The 24111-nt window shown below is 67.6% G+C and carries 23 protein-coding genes and 1 pseudogene; 17 read left to right on the top strand and 7 right to left on the bottom strand.

Annotated features, from left to right (window positions below; all coding sequences use genetic code 11):
• Positions 1–352 (bottom strand): hypothetical protein (locus tag ACFWHU_RS18185; protein WP_387225567.1); only part of this gene is annotated, 352 nt, incomplete at its 3' end.
• A 27-nt stretch (positions 353–379) separates the two neighbouring features.
• Here ACFWHU_RS18185 and ACFWHU_RS18180 point away from each other — a divergent pair.
• Together ACFWHU_RS18180 and ACFWHU_RS18175 are read left to right on the top strand one after the other, a co-directional pair.
• Positions 380–1084: a tetratricopeptide repeat protein gene (locus ACFWHU_RS18180; RefSeq protein WP_387225565.1), complete on the top strand. Its 705-nt coding sequence runs from the start codon at positions 380–382 to the stop codon at positions 1082–1084.
• A 232-nt stretch (positions 1085–1316) separates the two neighbouring features.
• On the top strand, positions 1317–1736 hold the full coding sequence (locus tag ACFWHU_RS18175; protein WP_387225563.1) for a tyrosine-type recombinase/integrase: 420 nt from the start codon (positions 1317–1319) through the stop codon (positions 1734–1736).
• A 406-nt stretch (positions 1737–2142) separates the two neighbouring features.
• Here the strand turns inward: ACFWHU_RS18175 and ACFWHU_RS18170 are convergent, their stop codons facing one another.
• Entirely contained in the window at positions 2143–3543 is a 1401-nt protein-coding gene (locus ACFWHU_RS18170; RefSeq protein WP_387225561.1) for a hypothetical protein, read from the bottom strand.
• A 609-nt stretch (positions 3544–4152) separates the two neighbouring features.
• Between ACFWHU_RS18170 and ACFWHU_RS18165 the strand changes: the two genes are divergently transcribed.
• Positions 4153–7830, top strand: a complete 3678-nt coding sequence (locus tag ACFWHU_RS18165; protein ID WP_387225559.1) for a P-loop NTPase fold protein — start codon at positions 4153–4155, stop codon at positions 7828–7830.
• A gap of 77 nt (positions 7831–7907) precedes the next feature.
• Here ACFWHU_RS18165 and ACFWHU_RS18160 read toward each other — a convergent pair.
• The 3 genes and pseudogenes from ACFWHU_RS18160 to ACFWHU_RS18150 all read right to left on the bottom strand — a co-directional run.
• Positions 7908–8429: pseudogene (locus tag ACFWHU_RS18160) on the bottom strand (GNAT family N-acetyltransferase); the annotation flags it as partial.
• 305 nt (positions 8430–8734) lie between these two features.
• Positions 8735–9334: a GNAT family N-acetyltransferase gene (locus ACFWHU_RS18155; protein WP_387225557.1), complete on the bottom strand. Its 600-nt coding sequence runs from the start codon at positions 9332–9334 to the stop codon at positions 8735–8737.
• Positions 9331–10341, bottom strand: a complete 1011-nt coding sequence (locus ACFWHU_RS18150) for a hypothetical protein (protein WP_387225555.1) — start codon at positions 10339–10341, stop codon at positions 9331–9333. Before ACFWHU_RS18150 ends, ACFWHU_RS18155 begins: the two co-directional genes overlap by 4 nt.
• Positions 10342–11329: 988 nt before the next feature.
• On the opposite strand from ACFWHU_RS18150, the gene ACFWHU_RS18145 reads away from it, so the two are divergent.
• From ACFWHU_RS18145 to ACFWHU_RS18095, 11 genes are all read left to right on the top strand, one after another.
• Entirely contained in the window at positions 11330–11509 is a 180-nt protein-coding gene (locus tag ACFWHU_RS18145) for a hypothetical protein (protein WP_387225553.1), read from the top strand.
• A 504-nt stretch (positions 11510–12013) separates the two neighbouring features.
• A complete protein-coding gene (locus ACFWHU_RS18140; protein ID WP_387225551.1) occupies positions 12014–12511 on the top strand; it encodes a hypothetical protein in 498 nt (165 codons plus the stop codon).
• Between the two features lie 104 nt (positions 12512–12615).
• The gene (locus tag ACFWHU_RS18135) at positions 12616–12894 is read left to right on the top strand and encodes a hypothetical protein (RefSeq protein WP_387225549.1); all 279 of its coding nucleotides are present in this window, start codon (positions 12616–12618) and stop codon (positions 12892–12894) included.
• A 98-nt stretch (positions 12895–12992) separates the two neighbouring features.
• On the top strand, positions 12993–13142 hold the full coding sequence (locus ACFWHU_RS18130) for a hypothetical protein (RefSeq protein ID WP_387225547.1): 150 nt from the start codon (positions 12993–12995) through the stop codon (positions 13140–13142).
• A gap of 205 nt (positions 13143–13347) precedes the next feature.
• Positions 13348–13839: a DUF2975 domain-containing protein gene (locus ACFWHU_RS18125; RefSeq protein ID WP_387225545.1), complete on the top strand. Its 492-nt coding sequence runs from the start codon at positions 13348–13350 to the stop codon at positions 13837–13839.
• Positions 13839–14060, top strand: a complete 222-nt coding sequence (locus ACFWHU_RS18120; RefSeq protein WP_387225543.1) for a helix-turn-helix domain-containing protein — start codon at positions 13839–13841, stop codon at positions 14058–14060. The genes ACFWHU_RS18125 and ACFWHU_RS18120 overlap by 1 nt, the downstream gene beginning before the upstream one ends.
• Before the next feature lie 1175 nt (positions 14061–15235).
• Positions 15236–16054, top strand: coding sequence for a DUF317 domain-containing protein (locus ACFWHU_RS18115; RefSeq protein ID WP_387225541.1), 819 nt, complete (start codon positions 15236–15238; stop codon positions 16052–16054).
• 212 nt (positions 16055–16266) lie between these two features.
• The gene (locus ACFWHU_RS18110) at positions 16267–17037 is read left to right on the top strand and encodes a heavy metal-responsive transcriptional regulator (RefSeq protein ID WP_387225539.1); all 771 of its coding nucleotides are present in this window, start codon (positions 16267–16269) and stop codon (positions 17035–17037) included.
• Positions 17034–17333, top strand: coding sequence for a hypothetical protein (locus ACFWHU_RS18105; protein WP_387225537.1), 300 nt, complete (start codon positions 17034–17036; stop codon positions 17331–17333). Before ACFWHU_RS18110 ends, ACFWHU_RS18105 begins: the two co-directional genes overlap by 4 nt.
• A gap of 93 nt (positions 17334–17426) precedes the next feature.
• A complete protein-coding gene (locus ACFWHU_RS18100; protein WP_387225535.1) occupies positions 17427–18419 on the top strand; it encodes an arsenic resistance protein in 993 nt (330 codons plus the stop codon).
• A gap of 88 nt (positions 18420–18507) precedes the next feature.
• On the top strand, positions 18508–19293 hold the full coding sequence (locus tag ACFWHU_RS18095; protein WP_387225533.1) for a sulfite exporter TauE/SafE family protein: 786 nt from the start codon (positions 18508–18510) through the stop codon (positions 19291–19293).
• Between the two features lie 51 nt (positions 19294–19344).
• Here ACFWHU_RS18095 and ACFWHU_RS18090 read toward each other — a convergent pair whose 3' ends face one another.
• Complete coding sequence (locus tag ACFWHU_RS18090; protein WP_387225531.1) at positions 19345–20556, bottom strand: MFS transporter; 1212 nt, start codon at positions 20554–20556, stop codon at positions 19345–19347.
• On the bottom strand, positions 20553–21965 hold the full coding sequence (locus ACFWHU_RS18085; protein ID WP_387225530.1) for an FAD-dependent oxidoreductase: 1413 nt from the start codon (positions 21963–21965) through the stop codon (positions 20553–20555). Before ACFWHU_RS18085 ends, ACFWHU_RS18090 begins: the two co-directional genes overlap by 4 nt.
• Positions 21966–22072: 107 nt before the next feature.
• Between ACFWHU_RS18085 and ACFWHU_RS18080 the strand changes: the two genes are divergently transcribed.
• Genes ACFWHU_RS18080 through ACFWHU_RS18070 form a run of 3 tightly spaced genes read left to right on the top strand, consistent with a single transcriptional unit; the run spans position 22073 to position 24103 of the window.
• A complete protein-coding gene (locus ACFWHU_RS18080; protein WP_387225529.1) occupies positions 22073–23131 on the top strand; it encodes a flavin-containing monooxygenase in 1059 nt (352 codons plus the stop codon).
• 56 nt (positions 23132–23187) lie between these two features.
• On the top strand, positions 23188–23559 hold the full coding sequence (locus ACFWHU_RS18075; RefSeq protein ID WP_387225528.1) for an ArsR/SmtB family transcription factor: 372 nt from the start codon (positions 23188–23190) through the stop codon (positions 23557–23559).
• 28 nt (positions 23560–23587) lie between these two features.
• The gene (locus ACFWHU_RS18070) at positions 23588–24103 is read left to right on the top strand and encodes a GNAT family N-acetyltransferase (RefSeq protein WP_387225527.1); all 516 of its coding nucleotides are present in this window, start codon (positions 23588–23590) and stop codon (positions 24101–24103) included.
• The last annotated feature ends 8 nt before the right edge of the window (positions 24104–24111 follow it).

The raw sequence follows: 24111 nt of genomic DNA, 5'->3' as shown, positions 1-24111 counted from the left end.
GTAGGAAGCCGGGGACCGGGACGGTGCTGAAGCCCTGCTTCACCGAGCCGTTGACCTCGGCGACACTGACGCCCTGCTCGAACTCGTTGAGATGCGGGAGGAAGCCGGGGACCGGGACGGTGCTGAAGCCCTGCTTCACCGAGCCGTTGACCTCGGCGACACTGACGCCCTGCTCGAACTCGTTGAGATGCGGAAGGAAGCCGAGGACTGGGACGGTGCTGAAGCCCTGATCCAGGAGGCCGCCGACCGCGACGACACTGACGCCCTGCACCAACTGGCGGTGACACGCGAACTCGCCGGGGACCGGGACGGTGCTGAAGCCCTGCTTCACCAAGCCGCTGGCCTCGGCCACACTGACGCCCTGCTCCAACTCGCTGTGATGCGCGAGGAAGCCGAGGACTGGGACGGTGCTGAAGCCCTGATCCAGGAGGCCGCCGACCACGGCGACACTGACGCCCTGCACCAACTGGCGGTGACACGCGAACTCGCCGGGGACCGGGACGGTGCCGAAGCCCTGGCCCGGAAGACCGTCGTTTATGGCGACGCCATCGCCCTGTGCCGGCTGGCGGTGATGCGAGAGTCTGCCGGGGACGGGGCAAGCGCGGAAACCCTGGCCCGGCAGGCTGCTGACCATAGCGACACCGACGCCCTGCGTCAGTTGGCGGTGATGCGTGAGGAAGCCGGGGACAGGGATGGCGCCGAAACCCTGAGCCAGCAGGCCGCCGGCCGCGGTGACACCATCGCTCTGTGCCAGCTGGCAGTGATGCGGGAGAAGGCCGGGGACCGGGTAGGCGCGGAAACCTTGGCCCGGAAGGCTGCCGACTGCGGTGACACCAACGCCATGCGCCAGCTGGCGGTGATGTGGGAATCTGCCGGGGACCTGGCGAACGCGACAAGGCTGGCCCGGAAGGTTGCCGACTACGGTGGAGCCTCTGTCGAGTACGAACACACGTCCTGGACATCGATGCTCCGCATGCGCTGGCCAGACGGTATGGACCCGGACGGCACTCCTACGGCAGCCTGGCAACCGACGATGGATATCCCACACAGCCTGCTCACAACATTTCACGCCCCAACGCCATAGGCAGGACTGCAAACCTTCGTTCGACTCTGCCAAGATTTTCGTAAGTGTTGATCGGTTGCTGGTGTCGGCCCGGTCCAGTTGCCGGGCATACGGAAATGATCTCTTAAGGGGAGGGGATATCGAAGAAGCGCGTATTTGGTGGGAGCGTGCCGTCGAGGGTGATGGTGACAGCGGTCATCGAATCGAGGACACGGCCAACACCAAATCGCGCGCCGGCCGCCGGGTGATCGGTGTGCCGGGTGAACTGGGCAGGCTGCTGGAGCTGCACCGCAAGGAGCAGGACCGGGAGTGCCTGCTCGTCGGCCAGGAGTGGCAGGACACCGGTTTCATCTTCACGTCTCCCGTGGGCGCGCCGCTCGTGCCCAGCACGAACTACGACGCGTGGAAGCAGCTACTGGCCGATGCCAAGGTGCGGGACGGTCGTCTGCACGATGCCAGGCACACCGCAGCCACGGTCCTGCTCATCCTCGGCGTTCCGGAACGAGTGGTGATGCAGATCATGGGCTGGTCTTCCACCGCCATGGCAACCCGCTACCAACACGTCACGGGCGGAATCCTGGCCGACGTGGCGCAGCGGGTCGGCGGTCTCATCTGGGAGGTGGCCAAGACTGCCGACGAGGGCGGCCCTGAGGGCTCCAAGGGAGCGCGTTGAGACTGTAGATGAGGCCGCGTACGAAGAAGGGCCTCGCTGCAAGCAGCGGGGCCCTTCGACATCGTGCCCGGTGAGGCACTGGCGGAGGATACGAGATTCGAACTCGTGAGGGGTTGCCCCCAACACGCTTTCCAAATGTTCGCCTGGGGGTTCTGCGGGGTGCGGGAACGTCCTGACCTGGGGTGTGACCGGTGGGGACGGGGCTTCTGAACTGTGCCGTACGACGGCGAACGCAACCAGGACTGCAACCACGGAGCGAGTGTGACCGAGGCATGCTGAGCCGTGACGAAGGCGAACGGATCCCCGACCCGGCCGGGTGATCGCAGGTGGGTGCGTTCGGCGCTGAGACGGACGTAGATGCGAGTTCATGTTGGGGCAGGCGTGTACATGGCTCGTTGTTGCTAGCTCACGAACCGTCTGTGTCATCGGCTTTCGTGAGAGCACGCAGGGCCATGACGCTACCGTCGTCGCCGAAGGAGACAGGGCCCCACTGTGGTGCTGTTGTGCCGGTCTGAAAGGTGTTGCTCAGGTCGTATGCCCGCTGCCTGTACGCCTCGAGCTTTCCCTTCACCAGAAGCTCGTACAAGTCCTCGGCCATCCCGGAGAAGGCTTCTACACGCCTACGGTTGAGGCGGAACACCTGATCCGTCCCCACGTACCATGTCGATCCGATCTTGTGCCGTGCGTCCCGGACGCTGGAAGAACCGGCGAACGTCTGCTGTGCGTAGTGCTTGTATCCCTGCTTTGCTGTGAGGTATTGGGCGATCTCTGTGCTGGCGCCTGCGAACGCCAGCTGTCCTGCGGCTCCTGTGCGCGCTAGTAACTGTCCGTACCAGCCGAGGTCCTTGCGGGGGATGAGGAATCCGTCTTGGGCTCGTTCCTGACGGCCGTCTGCGGCAGGTAATTTCACGGCCCCGGCGTACGTGTGATTCCGCTCTGTCAGTACGGCGTCCCCGTTGCCGCGCCCCTCAGACGGTCGTGTGGGGAGCAGCCCCTCACCCGGCGCTTGTAACGCGTTCACGGTGACCCCCTCCTTCGCAAGCAGTTCAGTGGACAGCAAGAGGCAGGGGGTGGTGTTCCACCGGCCGAGGTGGAACTGTTCGGCCCGCTCACTTCCCCTGGCTAGCTGCTTGAAGACCGAGCGGTCGGCCTTACTGGTGCGCTTTGTGGCGATTTGATGGTTTCCATTAACCGTCACCACGAAGATCTGGGATGGCTCACCGGGTCGCCACGCTTCGACGAAGAAGTCGGGCCGCGCCCGGGCACCCAGGGTCGGTCGCGGGCCTGAGCGTGCGAACCCGGCCAGCAGCACTGCCTCCGCGTCCAGCGTGGAAACGAGACGGTCAGGAAAGCGGCTGCGTATGGTTCGCTCCGCTACAGCCAGGCCGAATGCTCGGCCCAACTCTCTTGCCTGCATTGCCCGATAGGAGAGCTCGGGGCTCTGGCCCTCATCGGTCAGTGACAGATAGCCGCTCGAGCCGGCGGCGAGAGCCTGGCAGTACTTCAGGCACTGCCAGTGTTCGGCCAATCCCCTCCCACGTCCGTGACGAGCCAGAGTGGTGGCTCGCGCGAAGACACCGAGCAAGCTCCAGGGCGTGATGTCGAGATCCTGGCGGTCGACGTCCCGAAGGGGGATGACACCCGGCTTTCGGGCGCTGGGTTCCTGTTCGCCTCGCTTCTTCGCGCGTCGTCGATCGATGGCAGCGGCAGCTTTGTCCGTATCGGTCACCAACGTGGCTGACGAATTGACATGCACGGGGAGCGGATCGCTCAACCGGGAGAGGACTTCTTCCATGGATGCTGACATGACCGGACACGGTACAAACGCTCCTACCGGCGCACACAAGTAGGCATCGGCGCTCGCACCCGCCGGCGACCAGGGCCTCATCGAGTCGAAACTGGAGGACATCGCAAGCGGCACAAACTGCTTGACGTTCCGCGGGGACTTGGCACGCAGGGCAATGAGGGTGAACTGTCGGCCTGCCCAAGGGATCACGCGGCGGAAGCCCGCCTTCAACGAAGAGTCGAAAATGCAAGGCAGCTTCGCCGAGCGGGCGGCCAACCGCCTCAAGCGGCGGAGGTGTGGTCGCCGCCCTGGTGCGACTAGCGCTGCTGAATCTTGAAAGGGCACCACCACTGCCGTAGCCCCTCCGCACACGGAAATACTGCGGTCGCGGAGCAGCCGCGCGCGGAGATGGCTACCCCACAGGTCCGGCTCCACGGCCTGATCCACAGTTCCACGACCGTTGCTGGCGCGGCCAGGGCAGCCCCAACTCTGAACAGAGAGCGTCCCGTTGTCAGTGGTGCCGCATATTGTGTTGCTCAGGTGAAGTAACGGTGTAGACCGTGAACTTCAGGGGCGTGGGCCGAAGAGGTCGAAAGCGGGGCAGCAGTGGCACAAGGGGACAGCATCCGTATGGAGCCGGACGACCTCATCCGGGACCGTGAGGTCGACACCGCCAAGGGCGATCGATTGGCTCATGGCCACATCGCCGATCAGCTCTACGACGTGGTGCTGTCGGTGCCCACGCCGACCAACATCGCGGTGTGGGGCCCGTGGGGCTCCGGCAAGTCGGGCGTGGCCAATCTCCTGAAAGGGTTGCTCGACAAGCGGGAAGACGTACGGTTCGTCCGCTTCGATGCCTTCAAGTATGCGGAGAATCCACTCCGCAGGAACTTCATCATCGCGACTGCCACCGCTTTGGGGATTAAAGACGCAAAGTTTCACGAGGAGCTGTACGGCGGACGGGTCGCTGTGAAGCTTCAGTTTGGGCGGAATGACGTAGGACGTCTCCTGAGAGTGTTCGGTCTGACCTTCGGAGCTGTTATCGCCTTCTTCGGCGCCGCCATGGCGCTCTTCGCCTGGCTCCACGGAGGGGCCTTCCGGCCCACATACGCCAACATGGCAGCTGGAGCCCTGAAGGCGGGCATCGCACCAGCGGCCCTGCTGACCTCCCTGATGTTGCTGGCCTCGCGCACCCTCACCCGTGAGCACAAGACAGAAGCAGCAGACAGCGACGAGCAGTTCGAGGTGATCTTCACCCAACTCGTCGCGCGTGCTGACGTGGAGCGTCTCGTCGTGTTCGTCGATGAGCTGGATAGATGTAAGCCCTCCGACGTCGTGGCCACACTGGACGCTCTACGCACGTTTCTGGGAGTCGATCGGTGCGTCTTTGTCGTCGCCGCCGACCAACAAGTCCTGGAAGAGGCGCTAACACGCGCACTTGCACAGGCCACGCCAGCCGACGCCGTCAACCCGTACTACAGCAGCGGAAGCGGCTATCTAGACAAGGTGTTCCAGTACCAGCTCGGCCTTCCGCCCCTGCTGGTGCCGAAGGTGACCAGTTTCGCCGCCGACCTGGTTCGGGGACGGGGAGGCTTGTGGGCGGCCATCGACATCAACCTAGTGGTGAGCATCCTCGTCCCCTCGCATGTGCGCAGTCCCCGCAGAGTGAAGGCATTGCTGAACACGTTCGCTCTGACGTACCGATTGGCTCAGCGGCGGGCAGCGGACGGGCTGCTCGAGACTGACCGTGCGACGAAGGTCGAGGAAATCGCCAAACTGGTCTGCCTCCGTGTGGAGTTCCCACTTTTCGCTAGGGACTTGTTGCTCGACCACCGGCTGTGCGAATACGTACTAGCCCTAGATGCCGATCCAGGGGCCGATCTGGGACTGCGCGGTAAGGATCAAGTCCAGCAGGCCGCGCGCAGGTACGCGAATCTCGATGCTGACGTTGACCAACATCTCAGTGACCCGGAAAGCCCCGGCGAAAACGAGGTCGTTGAAGAGAAGGCAGCCGACGTCCGAAAGCACCACGGTCAGCAGCTCGTGGCTTATCTCAAGCGGACACGACAGGTGCCAGGCCCGGGCCGTGACCTGATCTTCCTGGAGACCAGCGGCAGCGTGTTCGGTCTGCCAGCCGATGTTGCCGAGACACTGGAGCAGCAGGCCCAGAACGCCGAGCTGGACGAGGTACTGGCGTCCGTCGGCGGCCTCTCCGTCGAAGAACGCCCAGCCGCGCTGGCCCTCCTGACGCAGCAGGCTCGGGACGCGATCGGCTTGGAAGAGGAGAACGTCGCTTACGCCGTCCTGGTGGTCTGTGGTGACACGTCGATCCCGCTGAACGGCACGGCGGACACTGCGGTTGAGACACTCACCCCGATCTTGACCAGTTCCTCGCATGCACTGCCCGACGAGGTACTGGCTGGTTGCTGGCGGCTGGCACTGGCGAGTGACCGCCCGGCAGCTCTCGAGATGCGCACGATCGTCCTACGCCATTCCTCGGTCACAGAGAGTGTCTCGGTAGCCGCCATGGTGATGCGTCACTTCGGCCCCGCTTTGGCGGCTAACCCTGACCTCGTAAACGAGTTGGTGTCGCACCATCTTCTGGGTGAGGAAGAGGGTGTGGTGGACGTGCTCGCCAGCCTCTCCTCTCCGGAGGCCGCGACTCTCATGAGACAGGCCGGGCCCCTTGTCGCGAAGAAACTGCGGGCGCTGATCGCGCAGCGCGAAGCTTGGGAGGAGGCCCAGACTCAGCCGGGAGCCGTCTCGGTGAGCTCCTCGACAGAGCCGAGATCTCACGAAGAGGCGGTTCAGAGACTGGAATGGCTTCTCCAACACTGGTGTGATGAGGACCCCGAAGCAGCACACGCCGTTGTGGAGCTGCTATTGGCGTCGGACAGCCACCTTTGCCGGACCGTCGTGGAACGGAACACGGAAACGATCCCCATGATCAGGCAAACGGCCCTGGCACGGGCGGTGTTGTCGAGCGCCTGGCGGCGTTCGACCGACCAATGGCCGGACTGGCTGAAGATGCTGGACCCGAGGTCATCCATCGACGACATGACCGAGGGGTTCGACAAACTACTGGAAAGACTGTGGGCGAGAGCCAGCGACCCAGAAGACGCTGTGGAGCCCGAAGTGGTCGCTCGCGCGGCGGACAGCTTCATGCGGCTCTTCGACGACCAGCCCCCGGGCCTCTATCCGCACATCACTCCTTTCGTCCTGCCATCGCTATCCGTTCCCTCGACCGATGAGGAAGCCGCCGAGCAGCTACGACTGCTCGGCGTGCTTGAGCCGCTGGAAAACGCTGGCCTGTTGAAGCGCGCAGAATTCGTCCCACACCAAGCGGTCGCTCTTACCAAGCTGCTCGTTGACGGAGACGATCTCGACGTTTCGCAGGAAGGCGCGATCCTGGCCTATGTTGAGTCACTTCTGACAGGCTGTTTGCGTGATCTGGAATCTCCTGAATCAGCAGCTCTGAGTCCCGAGAAAGCCCGTGCGCTGGTGGAGGCCCTCGACAACAGTGGCTGGCTCCCGGGGCTTGAGCGCACACGCCTACAGATCCTTGCCCGCCATCTGCTCTTGACAGGCGGCGTTGACAGGGATGGCCTTGAGGCATTGCCGTCAGCAGTGGAAATGGCCGCCTACGCACGTAGCCGCCCCAACGGTGCCGGCGAAACGCTGTCTGCCTGGATCGTTCTCGAAAGGCCCTCGGCCTCGGAGCTGTTCACGGCCGTCTCGACAGCACTGCGGCAACAGTCGCAGCTTCAGACAGACGAGGCGCTGCTTCGGGCGGTTTCCTCACGGCTGTCTGATCTGACTGTGCAGGATCAGGCCGTCTTCTGGAAGGATCTGCTCGGAGGTCCGGCTATTCGACTGCCGGAGCAGACCTTGGTCGCAGCCGGATGGCCGTCACTCTCAGATGCCTTCGCGGCCGAGCTGTTGAGCGACAGATATTCCCAAGCCTCCAAGAACCTCGATCGTCGAGCAATTCTCGATCTGTGGAAGGCTGCGAATATCACGTCTCCGGCTGCACGCCGTGACCTGATCGATCAAATCCTTCTCCCCATGTTGGAAGCGAACCAGGGAGCCGCCGAATTGGCTATCGTCTACCTGCCGCAGCTAATGCAGTCGGTCCCCAAAGAAAAGGGGATGAAGAAGGCCGTGCGGGAGGCCGTCGAAGCAAGTGGCGAGAATTGGAGCAGCCTTGAGCAGCGCGGCATCAAGGCTTTGAAAAGCGTGGGATACTCCACCGAACGCACGGGCTTGCTGAAACTACGTGAACGCATCAACCGCAGCAACGACGACTGAGAGGCCAAGAAGCGCGTCCTCGGGTTGGCTTTGTGTCCGATGAACTCATCCAGGAACTGGGGTCGACCTTGGCCTGTTCAAATGTTGTGATTTGGCCACTCGCGTTCGAGGATCGCGTGCACGACAGAGTCGCGCCACACGCCGTTCTTCTGGATGTGTTCGCGGATGGTGTGCTCCTCTCTCATCCCGGCGGTGAGCATGGTTTTGGCGGAGGCGGTGTTGAGTGGGGAGCGTGCGCCCCAGATGCGGTGAAGGTGCAGGTCGTTGAACCCGAGGCCGAGAAGAAGGCGCACGGTCTCTACGCCGTAGCCGGCGCCCCATCGGTCGGGGCGGCGCAGTGCGAAGCCGATGGTGGCGGCGCGCTGTTGGTGGGGGTCTGTTGCGAGGCGTGCGAATCCGATCAGCTCGCCGGCGTCGCGCTCGATGACGGCGAGGGCGTACTCGGTGCGCGGTTCTGCGGTAGCCGAGGCAATGGAGCGTTCGAGGATCTGGCTGACCTCGTCGCGAGAGCGTGGCTCGAACGACAGGTGCTCTGTCGCTTCGCGGCTTCCGTAGATCGCGAAGACTGCGTCCGCGTCGTCGGTGGTGAACTCGCGGAGTCAGGCGTTGAACGTGGCGATCTCCATGCTCAGGTCCCGCGCCACGGCGGCATCGCGAGTGGCACCGCGGACGAGGGCGTCTCGTACGCGTTCGGCCGAGACCACGATGCCGCTGTTCCGGCCACTCGATCAAACTCCGGGCAGGGGGACAGCCAGCCCGAGTTGCCGGGCCAGCGGACGGCCTCCCGACCATGCCCGATCCCAACCCCGAGCAAAGCCCCTCCAGCCGGCCACGACGTCACACGGCGGAGCCCTCCACCGCGCTACGGCGACGAGTGCGCGCTCCTCAATCCCGCGAGCGTCCCCTAAAGCTCCTGGCGCGGGGCGGGCGTGTGCTCGGCAGCAGGGGCTTTGAGGGGGAGCACCATCGCGGTGTAGAACGGCGCCTCTTCCCACGGGTGGGAGGTGCCGACTTCGCGGTACCCCCATTTCGCGTACGCCGCTTGGGCGGCCTGGGCTTCGGGCTCGGGCCGGACCGTGAGGGTGACGCGCTCCACGTCCAGGCCGTGTATCAGCTCCGCGTGGAGACGGGCGGCGACACCCTGCCGACGCCACGGCTTACGTACGGCGAGTTGGATGATGGCCCAGGTGCGTGTCCCGTCCTCGCGCGTGAAGTCCTTGCTGAGCGGGGTGAGCACGTTGTTCCACCACGAGGTGTAAGCAGGCAGCAGGTAGCCGTAGATGAAGCCGGCGGTCTCGTCCCCGTCGCGGGCGATGATCAGACGCATGCGGTCCCGCTGGACGTGTATCTGGTAGTGCTCGATGAACTCGGCGACGTCGCTCGGGCCCGCGTTGTAGGGAGGTTCGGCGTACACCTCCTCGTACGCCGCCAGGAACGCGTCGAGCGCGGCGACGGCTGCCCCGCCCTCGTACAGGTGGTAGTTCAGATCGTCGGCCGGCGTCATGCCACTCCCCTCGCGTGGGTGTACTCCGCCAGCTCGTCCACGGCCCGGCGGGCGGTCTTGGCATCGCGGTGGCGGAGCAGGTCGGTCACCTCGCCCAGCCTTTTCGTGACGCGGCCGGACTCGACTTCCTCCAGATGTTCCAGGCTGCCCACAGCGTGTGCCGCGCCTTCGTCGATCTCACCGGCCTTGACCAGGCTGCGAGCCAGGGTGAGCCGGTAGAGGGCTCGGTTGCGACCGTAAGTGCGGTCCTGGTGGGCGAGCGCGGCCCGTAGGAATTGCACCGCGGCGTGGTGGTGGCCGAGTTCCGTGTAGAGCAGCCCCTGGGTGAAGTCCAGTTCAGCGTGTCCGTGGAAAGCGGTCCACTCCGGCGAGGGTCGCCCGTCTGCCCGGTCCACAAGGCGCATCGCCTCGGAGAGTCGTTTGGTGGCCGATTTGCCCTCGCCGAGAAGCGACAGAGCGCGTGCTTCTCTGGCGGCGATGAGTGATCGGAGTACCGGTGATCCGAGTCGGGCGGCGCGTGTCTGCGCGGCTCTGGCGAGGTCGAGGCCGTCGCGCGGCCGGTCCTCGTGGCAAGCCTGCAAGCTCATTGCGCAGAAGATCATGATTTCCAGGTTGAGGTCTCTCAGCATCGTCGCGGTCGTCAGGGCCTCGCCCCAGTACCGGCGGGCCGTGTCCTGGTCGTCGGCGTCGTAGGCCAGCCAGCCGCAGTGCACGGCAGACTCCCCGACTAGGAGCTGGAGTTGACGGCTGATCGTGTCCGGATACTCGCTGGTGTTGATGATGCGGCGGACCCGGCGCAGGTGCCGGACTGCGAGTGACCGCACTTCGTCCCCGCCGTACGCGTCGTCGAGCTGGAAGAGAGAGCGCAGGCCCTCGCGTAGCTCCAGGAGGTGCGTGGTTCCGATGGCGCCGGACTTCCCGGGCGGTGTAAGCGACTGGGCGGATGCAGGCAGACGTACCGCGGTGGCCGCGCCAAGAGAATCAGCAAGGAACGCACGTCGATCCACGGCAGGCGTACCTCTCTGTGCGGGGAATGGTTCATCCACCACGGTGGCACCTGGCGGAGGCCCAGGAAAACCGAGCAGGTTCGGGCTCACCCCGAACATCGCGTGAAGGACCTTCCATGCACGCGCCCTTGGCGTCGGCGGCCTGGGCTCTCGCCAGCGACGGAACTGACGGTCAGTCACAGTCACTGCCAAACCGAGGACTTCGGCCGTTGCATGGAAATCCCGTAAGAACGCTGCCGGGCTCGCCCATCCATGCTCGATACATGCCTGCTCGAACGGCGTCAGCGTCTCCACCCGTTACCTCCGGTGATCCGATCCGCATCGACGGTAGCGGTTTCGCGGCACGTGGAAAGTCCGGTCGCGCTGAAAAGTCCGGCGAAGAGTCCGGTCGGACGTCCGGCGGCGCCTGCGATCGGGGAGTTGGCTCGTATCGAGGGGCCAGCGACTGAAGCGGCCGTTGGCCGACCCAGAGGAGGTGATGATCTTGCGTTCCGTGATCAGACTCGCAGCCTGGACGCTCGGCACCGACACCGAGCCGGGTGCGTCCGGACCTGTGCACGAGATCGAGTGCACAACGTGCGGCGAGGTGTCCGGTTCGGCGGAGGAGCGGACGAGTCCGGAGGAATGGGCGCTCGGACATACCGGCCGCACCCCTGAGCATCGCGGCTACCGGGCGATCACAACGTCGTTCCTGCGTGTGACGCCGGCGCCCGGAAACCCCTACGCCAACCAGACGGGTGCCCCGCCTCGGACACCTGAGTGACGGCATGAGCCCACCACTCCCCGCACGTTCAGCGCCACCGCCGAAGCTCGTGAGTCCGCCGGCCGCCCCGTCATCTGCCGCGCCGACCGAGGGCGGACACCGAGGCTGTCTCCACACGCTCTCGATACCGAGTTGCTTCGGCTTCCTCGCACTCGTCGGCGCGCTGCTCCTCCTCGCGGCCGTGCACGACCTCACTCAATGACCTAGCTGTCGAAAGGCACCCCCATGGCCGGACCCGCAGCAGCAGTGCACCCGCCCAAGGGCAAAGGGTTGGTGGAACTCGAAGAGACGATTCACAACGGCGGTTTCTGGCGGCTCGTACCCGAGTCCGTCCCCCGCGTCTACGCCAGGGTCGACCGGAAGTTGCTGGCGCACGTCGAGGACTGTCTGAGGCGGCTGACGTGAGGTCGGCGATAGAAGGTCCCAGCGTGCCGGGCCTTGAGCCCGTGGCCGTCCAAGGGTGTGACGTGTGCGAGGCGTTGGCCAATCAGCGCGAGGACGCCCGCCGTCGGGGCGGTACGCCGACGGTCGAGGAATGCAACGCCGAACTGCGCTCTCACCCCGACCACGCTCGGCCCTCTCGACGGCGTGCCCCGTAGCCCCGGCTCCGTCCGCCGTGCTGACGCAGGAAGGGCGTTGGCGCGGCCGGGCGGGGCCGGATCAGAAGCCCGTCCGGTTGGACCCCATCGGCGGGGACGGTCGGCAGCCGGACGGGCCTCAGTCTCTCCGCGACCTAACCGGGTCAGGGGCGCACCCACCACCAGGCAGCAAGAAGGGCGGAACGTGAAGATGGAAGGTATCTGGCGGCGCAGGGCGTCAATGCATCCCGTAACTGAACGTCCTGCCCGACTACACGGGATCCGAACAGATCTCGCGTCGTCCGTGGACCGTGGCGCGGGGGAAGCCGGTATGAGTGCCGAGCCGACTCGAGCCTACTGGTGCGAAGTACTCGCGGAAGGCGAGGTCTACGGCAGAGGGCAAACAGCGGCGTTCGTGCTCGGCACCTTCAGCACGATCTCGCCAAAGCTCGCGCTCCGCTGGCTCAGCGGCGAAGCCGAGCGCATCGCGGACAGGCTCGACCCCGACCCGAAACGCTCAGCGTGGGTGAAACCGTGGATGTGCGTGAACCCCGCCCCCATTCCCGACGGCCCCACGGAACTGCGCTTCTGGGCCGAGGACCCGGACGAGCACCAGGCGGCGCGGGACCAGCTCAAGGAGGGGGCTCCGCTGTCTGTGGTGATCCCGGACAACGGGTGTCGCTTCACCTTGACCGTCTGGCCCGTGGCCGTCCCCCCGCCCGAGGCCAGCCCTACACAGCCCGCTGACGAACAGCCCACACGCCCCCGCCCTGGTCACACGAGCCACAGGAAAGTTCGTCGGTCGGGATGGCTCATCCCCCTTCTGTGACCAGGGCCGGTCACCCGCCACCGAGCGAGGACGCACCCACGATGGGCCGATGCCGCGCGCCATTCACCGTGCCCCCGGGACTCATTGACACCGCCGTTTCGCTGGTGGGCCGGGACGCGACTCCCCTGGACGTTTCCCTCTTCGTCCACTGCGACTTGGGCGGTCACCTGGAGGGCGACCACGCCGCGCCCGTGCTGTTCGTCCCCGAGCCGTCCGGCCTCGCGGCATGGGTGCGCTGGCACGAGCAGAAGTCCTGCGTGCAGCTCATGGACCCGTGCACGGAACGGAACCCGGCCGGGGACATCTGCCTGCTGTTCAGCGAACACCCCGGGGACCACCTGTTCCCCGAAGAGACCAACACCCCTACTGCACAAGGAGGTTGAGAGAGATGGCGCGCACTCCACACCAGCGAGAAGCCGCACGGGCTCGCGTCCGGAACAGGAAGACCAGGATTGTCGAGCGGTACCGCGACGGCGAGTCCATGAACAAGCTTGCATCCGACTTCGGCGTCAGCCCCAACTTTCTCGCCGGCCAGTTCGACGCGTGGGGTGAGCCCCGCCGCGACATGGCCGCCGCTCAGATGCTCCTTCGCGCACAGCGAATGGCCCGAGCCAATGCCCGGCTGGGGTGAGCGGCTCGTGCCACTCATCACGCCTTACGTAGTCGCGCGGAGCACCGGCAAGGGCGTGCCCGAATCCGCACTGGCCATTGAGTTCCTTCCGCAGGAGGGGGCGGCCTCCAGCCATGGCGAACCACCGTCCGCCCTCCGACCTAGCCCTTGTTTAACCTATCGTTATTCGATAGTTTTCCATCGTAAATCGATGGAAGGATGGGTCATGGGAAAGCTGGCAGTGCGCGCGCTGCGCGTCGTGCTCGTGATGGTGCTCACCGGCACCGTGTTCGTACAGGCATTGATGGTGTGGGCATTGGTCAGCGGGAGCGACCCGGAGGACGGGTCGCTCCCGCTGACCCCGCTGCGCGTGATCACGATCCTGGGCATCGGGACGGCCCAGGTCGCCCTGGTCTGTGTATGGCGACTGGTAACGATGGTGCGAGGCGGAACCGTGTTCTCCCACGCCGCCTTCCGGTACGTGGACGTCATCATCGGCGCGATCGTCGCTGCTGCTCTCGTGTGGTTCGCGGTCACGGCCCTGAATGCGCCCGGCCAGCGGGACGACCCGGGCGTCACCCTCATCATGGGCGGGATTGGCCTGGCCATCCTGGGAGTCGCGCTCATCGTGCTCGTGCTGCGGATGCTGCTCGCCCAGGCCGTCGCCCGCGACGTCGAAGCGGCGGAGATGCAGGCCGAGTTGGACGAGGTGGTCTGATGCCGATCACCGTCGACATCGACGTGATGCTGGCCAGGCGGAAGATGTCCGTGGGCGAACTCGCAGACCGGATAGGGATCACGCCAGCCAACCTGGCGGTACTCAAGAACGGCCGCGCCAAGGCGGTGCGCTTTACGACGCTCGCCGCGCTCTGCGAGGTACTCAAGTGCCAGCCGGGCGACCTGCTTCGCTGGGAGACCGAAGACACCGCGGGCCAATGAACCGCGCCTGCCGACGCGCCATCACCGATCCCTCTCGCCTTTGACCCACTCCGCGAGCACCCCGGGGCCGTGCACGGGGAAATCCCGCGCCTGCTGGAGCGTCTGGCCGAGGTGCCCGACCCTCGCGATCCGCGCGGCGTACGGCACCCTCCGGTCGTCATGCTTGCGCTGACCGCGCGCGAGGTTCAGGCCGGAGCGACCCCTCTGCTGGCGGTGCGTGAGTGGATCACCGACACCCGCCGTCCGTCCAAGGCGCCCGCCTCGCCACAAGAGGGGCCCCGCTTATCCCTCTACCAGTTCGCCGCAGGCAGACAGGAAGGACCCACGAAGGACTGGGCAACGTCGGCAGAGCATGCCAACGTAGATAACCTTCCTGAAAATGCCAGGTCAGAGAGGTGGTTGCTCGATGACCGCGGCTCCGACTGGTCCTGGATGCTCTACCACCGTCGAGGCCCTGCGGCTGTCCCGTTCCGTTTCGGAACACCAAGCATGTTCCGTCCCGGAACACCAAGCGCGTTCCGTTTCGGAACACGAATCCCGATCGTCGGAGGGACGGACAGTGCTGTCCCTCGGGGAACAGGTCGGAGTCGCCATGCCCGTCATGGGAGGTGCACTTCTGCCGCAAGGGCTGCCATTTCCGTCCTTGCTGGTCCTCCCTCAGCCACCCCAATAGCGACAGGTGGGAGGTCGGCGCGCGACCCGCAAGGGTGGCATGCCACCGATCATCTGTCCGTGAACATCCGCCGTGGCTATACCGCCGAGAATCAGATACGCCATCGCAGCCAAAATCTGTTCACTCGGTGAACGCCAGCGCTGTTCACTGGGTGAACGCTCCTGCCGTTCACCCAGTGAACGGCGGGGAGCCACGATGGGCACGAGGGAAAGGTGCCCATCGCACATTCGCGCACGCCTGATCCAGTCACTCGAAGGTCCATGCGGTGACTACTAAATGCCTGTTCAGAATCTGAACGGCCGCCGCGTACAGACACTGAGCACATCTCCCGTTCAGATTCTGAACAGGCAGGTCTGTCCTTGGGGCCAGGCGCATGGTGCTGCAGCAGCCTGGCACTTGAGATCCAGCCCGGCCGGCTGCGGGAGGGGGTCGCGAGCCGGCTGGCCGAGTCGGTCATCCCCACGCCGCCCCGCCGACGGCATGCAGTTCCACACACCTAGCTTTGGAGGCGCCCCTGTACCCCGAGTTCCCGCTCGAACCCCCCACCCCGCCCTGTGACTCGTCCGCGTTCTGGGTCGGTCCCCGGTATCTGGCCGGTGATGACGGACAGCTCTACGCGACGGTGGCCGACGCGCTCAACAGGCTCGGCTGGACGAACTTGACGGTCGTCCGGGGACGGCAGGAGCCGGACGAGGCGCCACAGGACCGGCAGGTCCTGCGCAGTACCGTCCTGCACATCAGCTCCGACACGTTGCGCTGGGCCCAGTGGGTCCTGGCGGACGAGCCGTTCCTCCTGGGGGAACTGCCGGTCGCCTGGCAGGTCTCCGCCCGCGAGGACACGAGCAGCCCACTCGCGGCGTGGTCTGCCTACTTCACCCCGGACGTTCCTGGGGAAACCGTGGCTGACTTCCTCGTTGCACTCGACGCGCGCGACCAGCCCGCCGTTCCGCTTGGCGGCCCCGAGCTGGTCCTCAACGCCGTCACCGCGCACGGCTGGCTCCGGGACATCGACCACCCCCGCGCGGGAGCGACGGACCCGATGTTCACCACGTGCGTGGGCCTTGGTGAAGTGCCCCCGCTCATCCAGGACGGTGACCCGCACACCCTGACCGCTGCCCATGAGACGGGCCCGGCCGGATGGCAGGTATGGGCCGAACCCGCGCTCGGCACACCGTACTTGTGGGCCGCGTCGTTCTCCGCCAGCGTCCCGCACGACCTCGTCGCGGCATTCGCCGCCTCCCTCAGCTCCACCGCTCCGGTCCTGCGCCGGGTGCTGCCCGAGAGCACGAAGGACCGGCTCCTGCGGGCCCCGGCCGGGTAGCGAAAGGGGCCGTTCCCGATCCGAGACACGGAGTGCGGCCTCCCCGCAAGGAACAGGGACGTCGGGCTTCGTGCGTCTTCGATACAGGGCGCTTCACCGCTGTGAGCTGTTGTGTCGTCGCTCGGGCTGAGCCTCGCGCATGGTCGGGTGGGGCGGATGCTGTCGCCCTCGGCTTGACCTTCGAGTCGGGTTGAACGTTTACCGTCGGGGTCATGAGTACCTACCGGATCTCGCAGCTGGCGGAGCGCTGCGGCGTTCCCGCCACGACGTTGCGTTTCTACGAGGACGCCGGGCTGTTGCCGGCCGGGCGGACCCCGTCGGGTTACCGCGTGTACGGGGAGGACGCGGTCGAGCGTCTGGGTTTCATCTCCTCGGCGAAGCTCCTGGGTCTGGCGCTGGAGGAGATCCGGGAACTGCTGGAGGTCCGGGAGCAGGGGGTGTGTGCGGCGGTCCGTGCGCGGATGGTGCCGCTGGTCGCGGGGCGGATCGCGGAGAGTGAGGGCCGGATCGCCGAGCTGTCGGCGTTCTGTGCGCATCTGGCCTCTGTGTACGCCGACTTGTCGGGTCCGGCGCCGGAGGGCGGGTGCGGGCCGGACTGCGGGTGCACCACTGCCCCGGCGGCTTCCGGGCCCGTTCGGGTGACGCTGTCGCCCACCCGGACCGGACCGGCGCCCGAATCCTGGAGGGACACGCCTGTGGCGTGCACGCTGGGCGGGTCCGAGCTGGAAGGCCGCACCCAGGAGTGGCGGCGTCTGGTGGAGAAGGCCGAGAGCCGGGTGGAGATTCCCGACGGGCTGCGGCTGATCTTCCCCGCGACAGCGGAGCTGGCCGGACAGGTCGCGGCCCTGGCGGCGGCCGAGCAGAGCTGCTGCTCCTTCTACGACTTCACCCTGCACCTGAGCCCGGCCGCGCTGGAGCTGACAGTCCGCGCACCGGAAGACGCGGCGCCGCTACTCGCCGACCTGTTCGGAGTGACCGCATGAGCCACCACGACTCCTCTCCTCACCGTCCGCGACCCTGGGGGACGGCGGGCGCCGGCCTGGCAGCGGTGGCGGCATGCGCGGTGTGCTCCGCGGGCCCGCTGCTGGCCCTGCTCGGAGGTGTCGGCGCGGCCTCCGCGCTCGCCTCGTTCTGGGTCCCCGCCCTGGCAGAGCTGGCGGTGGCCGCTATCGCGGGCTCCTATTTGTTGCACCGGCGCCGTCGCACAGCCGCCCGCGACGACGGACCGGGCCCGGTCGACCTGGGACTGCCCGCCGCCAGCACGGAGCACCAGGGCTGATCCGGGGCAGGGCCCGGCCGACTACCGGCCGGTGAGGATGACGGACCCGACGAGCCCCGCACGGGGCTCATTTCACAGCAAGGGGAGCAAGCGGTGTCGCAGGAACCGTCAGGTCTGGTCGAGCGGATGGAACACCACCAGATCGCGGTGTATCTCGGCGCGATGGCGGCAGGAGGTCTGGTGGGCTGGGCGGCGCCCTCGGCCGCGCCGGGTCTGGAGCACGCCATCAACCCGGTGCTCGGCGCCCTGTTGTTCGTCACCTTTCTCCAGGTCCCGGCCGCCGAACTGTTCCGCTCGCTGCGCGACGGCCGGTTCCTCTCCGCCGCCCTGGTGGTCAACTTCGTGGCGGTGCCGCTGGTCGTCGCCGCGATGTTCTTCCTCCTGCCCTCCGACCAGGCCGTACGGATCGGTGTGCTGCTGGTGCTGCTGTGCCCGTGCATCGACTATGTGATCGTCTTCTCCGGCCTCGCCGGGGGCTCCAGCCGCCGGCTTCTGGCCGCCACCCCGCTGCTGCTGGTCGCACAGATGCTCCTGCTGCCCGGGTACCTCTACCTGTTCATGGGCTCGGAACTGTCCGACATCGTCGAAGCCGGCCCGTTCGTCAGGGCGTTCGCCGTCCTGATCGTCATCCCGCTCACCCTGGCCTGGACCGTCCAGGCGTGGGCCGCCCGCAGACCCGCCGGGCAGAAGGTCTCCGATGCCGCGGGCACCACCATGGTCCCGCTGATGGCCGCCACTCTCCTCGTGGTGGTCGCCTCCCAGGTGCCCAAGATCGGTGACAGCCTTGGCGACGTCGCCGCCGTGATTCCCTTCTACGCTGCCTTCCTGGTGATCATGGCGTTCGCCGGGCTGGCCGTGACCCGCCTCTTCCGCCTCGACGCACCCGCCGGACGGGCCATCGTGTTCACCGGAGCCACCCGCAACTCCCTCGTCGTCCTCCCACTCGCCCTCGCCCTGCCCGACCGGCTCGCCATCGCCGGCGCGGTCGTCGTCACCCAGACCCTCGTGGAAGTCCTCGGCATGGTCGCCTACGTCCGCCTCATACCCCGCCTCGTCCCGGCCGGCAGAGCCACCGAAGTCGTCTGATCGGCCGTCCATGAACATCTCGTTGCCGAACGGCCGCTCCACCGTCAGGTGCTGATATTGGTTCGGCAACGTACAGGCGGGGGCGGCGGTGGACTGGTGGACCGTGCTAGGAGGGCTGGTCGCGGGGCTGCTGATCGCCACGTTGACCGCGCCGGTCGGTGTGTCCGGGGCGGTGTTCCTGCTCCCGGTCCAGTTGAGCGTCTTCGGCGTACCGAATCCCGCCGTGACGCCGACGAATCTCCTCTTCAACGTCATTGCCGGCCCGGGCGCCCTGTGGCGCTACGGCCGGACCGGCGCTCTGCGCGGACCGCTCGCCCGGCGCCTGGTCGCCGGCACCCTGCCCGGGGTGATCCTCGGCGCCGTCATCCGTGTCTTCGCACTCCCCGGGCCCACCGTCTTCCGGCTCCTCATCGCCGCCCTCCTCCTCCCGCTCGGACTGTGGCTGTGCGCCCGCACCCTCCGCCCGGCCGACGAGCGCACCGCCACCGCTGAACCGTCCGCCCGGTTCGTAACCGCCCTGGCGCTGGCCGTCGGGGTGGTGGGCGGGATCTACGGCATCGGAGGCGGCTCACTCCTCGGTCCGATCCTCGTCGGCAGGGGCCTGCCGGTCGCCCGCGTCGCCCCTGCCGCCCTCGCCTCCACCTTCGCGACCTCGGTCGTCGGAGCTGCTGCTTTCGCGCTGCTGTCCCTGGTCAGCAGCGGCGACGTGGCACCGGACTGGTCGTTGGGCCTCGCCTGCGGAGCTGGCGGCCTGATCGGCGGCTACCTCGGCGCCCGCCTCCAGCCCCACCTCCCTGAAAAGAGCCTGCGACTCCTCCTCGGCGCCCTCGCCACCGCACTTGGCGCCCTCTACCTGGCCCAGACCCTCCGCTGACCGTGAGTCTTGCTCCGGCGTCCGCTGCTGCGCGTCGCTCTCGAACGATCCTTACGCGCGGTGGTGACTGGCGAGGGCAAGCCCCGCTGCGAGCGCCGATACGCCGACGAGGACCAGGAACATCGTCGGGTAGCCGCCCAGCGGTATGGCGAGGGCGGCTCCGGCGAAGGGGGCGAGAGCGGCGGCTGTGGTGGTCGGTGCTCCCAAGATTCCGGACAGGTGGCCGTAGTGGGTGGTGCCCCAGCGGTCGGTGACGACGGTGGCCTGGAGCAGGGTGAGGTTTCCACGGACCATTCCGGCCGCGATCGACAGTGCGACCAGCAGGGCGTAGGGGCCGGGGACCAGGGCGAGTGCCGCGGTGGTGAGGCCGCCGAGGGCTATCAGTGAGGTGGTGCGGGTGGTTGCCCCAGAGCGTCGGGCGAGGGTGGCGTAGAGGGTGCGGCCGAGGGTTTGCCCAGCGCCGCCGAGTCCGAGCGCCCAGGCTGCTTCGGTGGTGGTGTAGCCCCGTTCCAGGATGAGCGGGACGAGGGCGATCACGGCGGCGGAGACGGTGAACGCGGAGAGCGTCAAGGCGGCGGCCAGCGTCCAGAACGGCCTGCTGCGGGCGACCCGGTCTGCCCCGCTGCTCAGGTGCGCGGGGGCTTGCAGAGGTTGCGGCCAGGGCGTGTTCAGCGCGAGTGCGTGGGTGGGGACGGTCACTGTGGCGAGGACCAGGGCAAGGACGCCGTACGTGGCTCGCCAGGACATGTGGTCGGCGAGCGCGGCGGTAATGGGGGCGAAAACGGTGGAGGCGAGGCCGCCCGCGAGGGTGACGATGGTGAGGGCGCGGACGTGGTCAGGGGCCCACCAGCGGGTTAGAGCGGCGAAGGCGGGCTGGTAGAAGGTGGCCGCCATCGCGAACCCTGCCAGCAGCCACCCGGCGAAGAACACGGGCAGGTTGGGGGCCGCGGCGACGATGAGGATGCTCAGTACGCCGAGGACGGAGCCGGCGGTCATGACGGTGCGCGGTCCTCGGTGATCGATGACCCGGCCGACGCGGATGCCGGCGAAAGCGGAGATGAGCAGCGCGAGGGAGAACGCTCCTGTTGTGGCGCCGGAGGGCCAGCCGGTGTTGGCGATGATGTCGGGGTTCAGGACGGGGAAGGCGTAGAAGACGATTCCCCAGCTGGTGATCTGTGTGGCGCACAGGGCGGGGAGTACGGCGCGGGGCCGCGACCGGTCCCCTGTTCCGGTCGCGGCCCCGCGGGCGTGAAGCTCCGTCACGAGCAGCAGCCACCAGGGGCCTGCTCACCGTCGGCCACGTCGGTTGGCGCAGCGGTGGCGCCGATCTGCACGAGAGCGGGTGCCGGTGCGCAGCAGCCCCCGCCGTCGCTCTGCTCCTTGTCGGCGGGGTCGTCGAAAAGGCCGGCGCCGCCGCAGACTCCGGTCTCGGGGAGGGTGAGTTCGACGCGGTCGGCGGACTCGGTGTCTCCGGCGAGGGCCGCCACCACGGAGCGGACCTGCTCGTATCCGGTCATGGCGAGGAAGGTGGGGGCGCGGCCGTAGGACTTCATGCCGGCCAGGTAGATGCCGGGTTCGGGGTGTGACAGTTCGCGGTGTCCGTGAGGGTAGACGGTGCCGCAGGAGTGCTGGTTGGGGTCGATCAGCGGCGCCAGCTCGGCCGGGGCCTGGAGGCGCTCGTCGAGACCCAGGCGGATCTCGGAGAGGAAGGACAGGTCGGGTCGCAGGCCGGTCAGGACGATGACCTCGTCCACCGGGTCGAGGCGGCGTCCGTCCTCGCCTGTGAGGACCAGGCGGCCGTCCTCGGCGGGCTCGATGGTCTCGGTGCGAAAGCCGGTGACGGCGTCGGCGTGTCCGCTGTCGACGGCGGCCTTCGCGGCCAGGCCGAGCGCGCCGCGGGCGGGCAGCTGGTCGGCGGTGCCGCCGCCGAAGGTCGAGCCGCTGATGCCGCGCCGCAGGATCCACACCGTGTGCGTGCCCGGTTCGTCCTTGGCGAGGTCGGCGAGGGTGGCGAGCGCGGTGAACGCGGAGGCGCCGGAGCCGATCACGGCGGTGCGCCGGCCGGCGTAGCGGGCGCGGGCGGCCGGGTCCTTGAGGTCGGGGATGCGGTAGGAGATGCGCGCGGAGGCGGCGTGTTCGCCGAGGGCGGGCAGTCCGTCGGCGCCGATGGGGCTGGGGGTGGTCCAGGTGCCGGAGGCGTCGATCACTGCGCGGGCGAGGATCCGCTGCTCGGTGCCGTCGGTGAGTGTGACGCGGACGGTGAAGGGCTGCTGTTCGCGGTCGGCGTCGACGATGCGGTCGCGGCCGAGGCGGGAGACGCCGGTGACGGTCGCGCCGTAGCGGACCTTGTCGCCGAGGAGGTCGGCGAGGGGCTGGAGGTACTGCTCGGCCCAGTCCGCGCCGGAGGGGTAGGTGGCGCCGTCGGGGGCGGTCCAGCCGGTGGGCGCCAGGAGCTTGTCGGCGGCCGGGTCGACGAGTTCGGACCAGGTGGAGAACAGCCGCACGTGCCCCCACTCGCGTACGGCGCTGCCCGCGGCGGGCCCGGATTCCAGGACCAGGGCTTCGATGCCGCGTTCGGCGAGGTGGGCGGCGGCGGCAAGGCCGACGGGGCCGGCTCCGATCACCACGGTCGGCAGGGTGGTGGTGGACACGTCGGTGAGCGGCGCAGACACGGCGACTCCTCCTTGGTTCGACATCCGTCAATGACTTGCACGGTCAGCCTGCCATCTGTTTCGATGTCCGTCAACATAGACGTTTATCGAATCAATAGGAGTGTGTGATGGAACGGCTTGACGTCGCGGTCATCGGAGGCGGGCAGTCCGGCCTCGCCGCCGCCCACGCCCTGCGCGGACAAGGGCTGAAGCCGGTGGTTCTGGAGGCGTCCGACCAGGCGGCCGGTTCCTGGCCGCACTACTACGACAGCCTCACCCTCTTCTCACCCGCCCGGTACAGCTCACTGCCCGGCCTGCCGTTCGGCGGCGACCCGGACAGATACCCCCACCGCGACGAGGTCGTCACCTACCTCCTGCGGTACGCGGACCGGCTGGACGCCGGGATACGCACCGGCCACCGGGTGCGCGAAGTCCGCCCGGACGGGGACAGGTTCACGCTCACCATGGCCGACGGATCCGAGGTCGGAGCCCGGGCGGTGGTGGCCGCGACCGGCGGCTTCGGCCGGCCCAAACGCCCCGAGCTGCCCGGCCTGGACTCCTTCACCGGAGACGTCCTGCACGTCACCGACTACCGCAGCCCGGAGCCTTTCGCCGGGCAGCGCGTCGTGGTGGTGGGTGCCGGCAACTCCGCCGTGCAGATAGCGGCGGAACTAGCCCTGCGCTCCCGCGTCACCCTCGCCAGCCGGGCACCCGTGAGATGGTTCAAGCAGCGCCCGCTGGCGGGGAAGGACCTGCACTTCTGGCTCAAGATCACCGGCCTGGACACCGCACCGCTCGGCCGCTTCCAGAAAGCCCCGGCCACCATGGCCGTCATCGACGACGGCCGCTACCGCGCGGCCCTCGCGGCCCGGGCCCCCGACCGGCGCCCGCTGTTCACCGGCATCGACGGCACGGAACTGACCTGGCAGGACGGCGCGACCGAGCACATCGACACCATCATCCTGGCCACCGGTTACCACCCCGACCTCACCTACCTCGCACCCCTGGGCGCCCTCGACGGGCAGGGGCGCCCCCGTCACCGCGACGGAGCCTCCCTCGCCCATCCCGCCCTGGCGTATGTGGGCCAGGAGTGGCAGCGCAGCCTCTCCTCCGCCTCCCTGCGCGGCGTCGGCCGCGACGCGCAGCGCGCCGCCCGCCGGCTCGCGGCCCGCCTCGCCACCGCTTGAGCGCCCAGCAGCGGCGGCCCCTGGGCGCTTGGTTCGACGTGTGTCAACATAGACGTATGTCGAATGTGCAGGTGTTGCCGCTGCTGGAGCCCGACGCCGCCGACGTCGCGCCGTGCTGCCCGCCACTGAACGAACGCCCCTTCAGCGCCGAAGAGGCCGAAGTGGCCGCCAGGATGTTCAAGGCGCTCGGCGACCCGGTCCGCCTCCGGCTGTTCTCCGCCGTCGCCTCCCACGAGGGCGGCGAGGCATGCGTGTGCGACATCTCCGACGTCGGCGTCTCTCAGCCGACCGTCTCCCACCACCTGAAGAAGCTCAAGGACGCCGGACTGCTGACGTCCGAGCGCCGCGGCACCTGGGTCTACTACCGGGTGGAGCCGAGCATACTGAAGGCCATGGGCCTGCTGCTGACCACCGCGGCCGGCACCTGATCTTCGCCCCGACCCGAGGAGCAACACCGTGTCCACCCCCGTCGGACGGGCGCCGACCGTCATCGTGCCGCTCCACGCCGCGCACGCCGACGAGGTGCTGGCGATTTACCAGGCAGGCATCGACGAGGGCAACGCGACCTTCGAGACCTCGCCCCCGCCGTGGGAGTCCTTCGATACGGCGAAACTGCCCGAGCACCGCTTCGCCGCCCTCGGCGACGACGGCACGGTAGTCGGCTGGGCAGCCGTCACACCTGTATCAAACCGCTCTGCGTACGCCGGAGTTGTCGAGCACTCCGTATACATTCACCCCGGCGCCCGGGGGCGCGGTATCGCCTCCGCACTGCTCAAAGCGCTGATCGAATCCACCGAGGCAGCCGGCATCTGGACCATCCAGTCCGGCATCTTCCCCGAGAACACCGCCAGCCTCGCGCTTCACCAACGAGCCGGCTTCCGCATCATCGGCACCCGCGAACGCGTCGGCCGCCACCACGGAGTCTGGCGCGACGTCCTTCTCATCGAACGCCGCAGCCCCGCCGTTCTCTGATGGCCGGC

It is taken from the genome of Streptomyces sp. NPDC060366 (assembly GCF_042725135.1).
Classification (GTDB): domain Bacteria; phylum Actinomycetota; class Actinomycetes; order Streptomycetales; family Streptomycetaceae; genus Streptomyces.
This window is presented reverse-complemented; position numbering and strand designations above follow the sequence as displayed.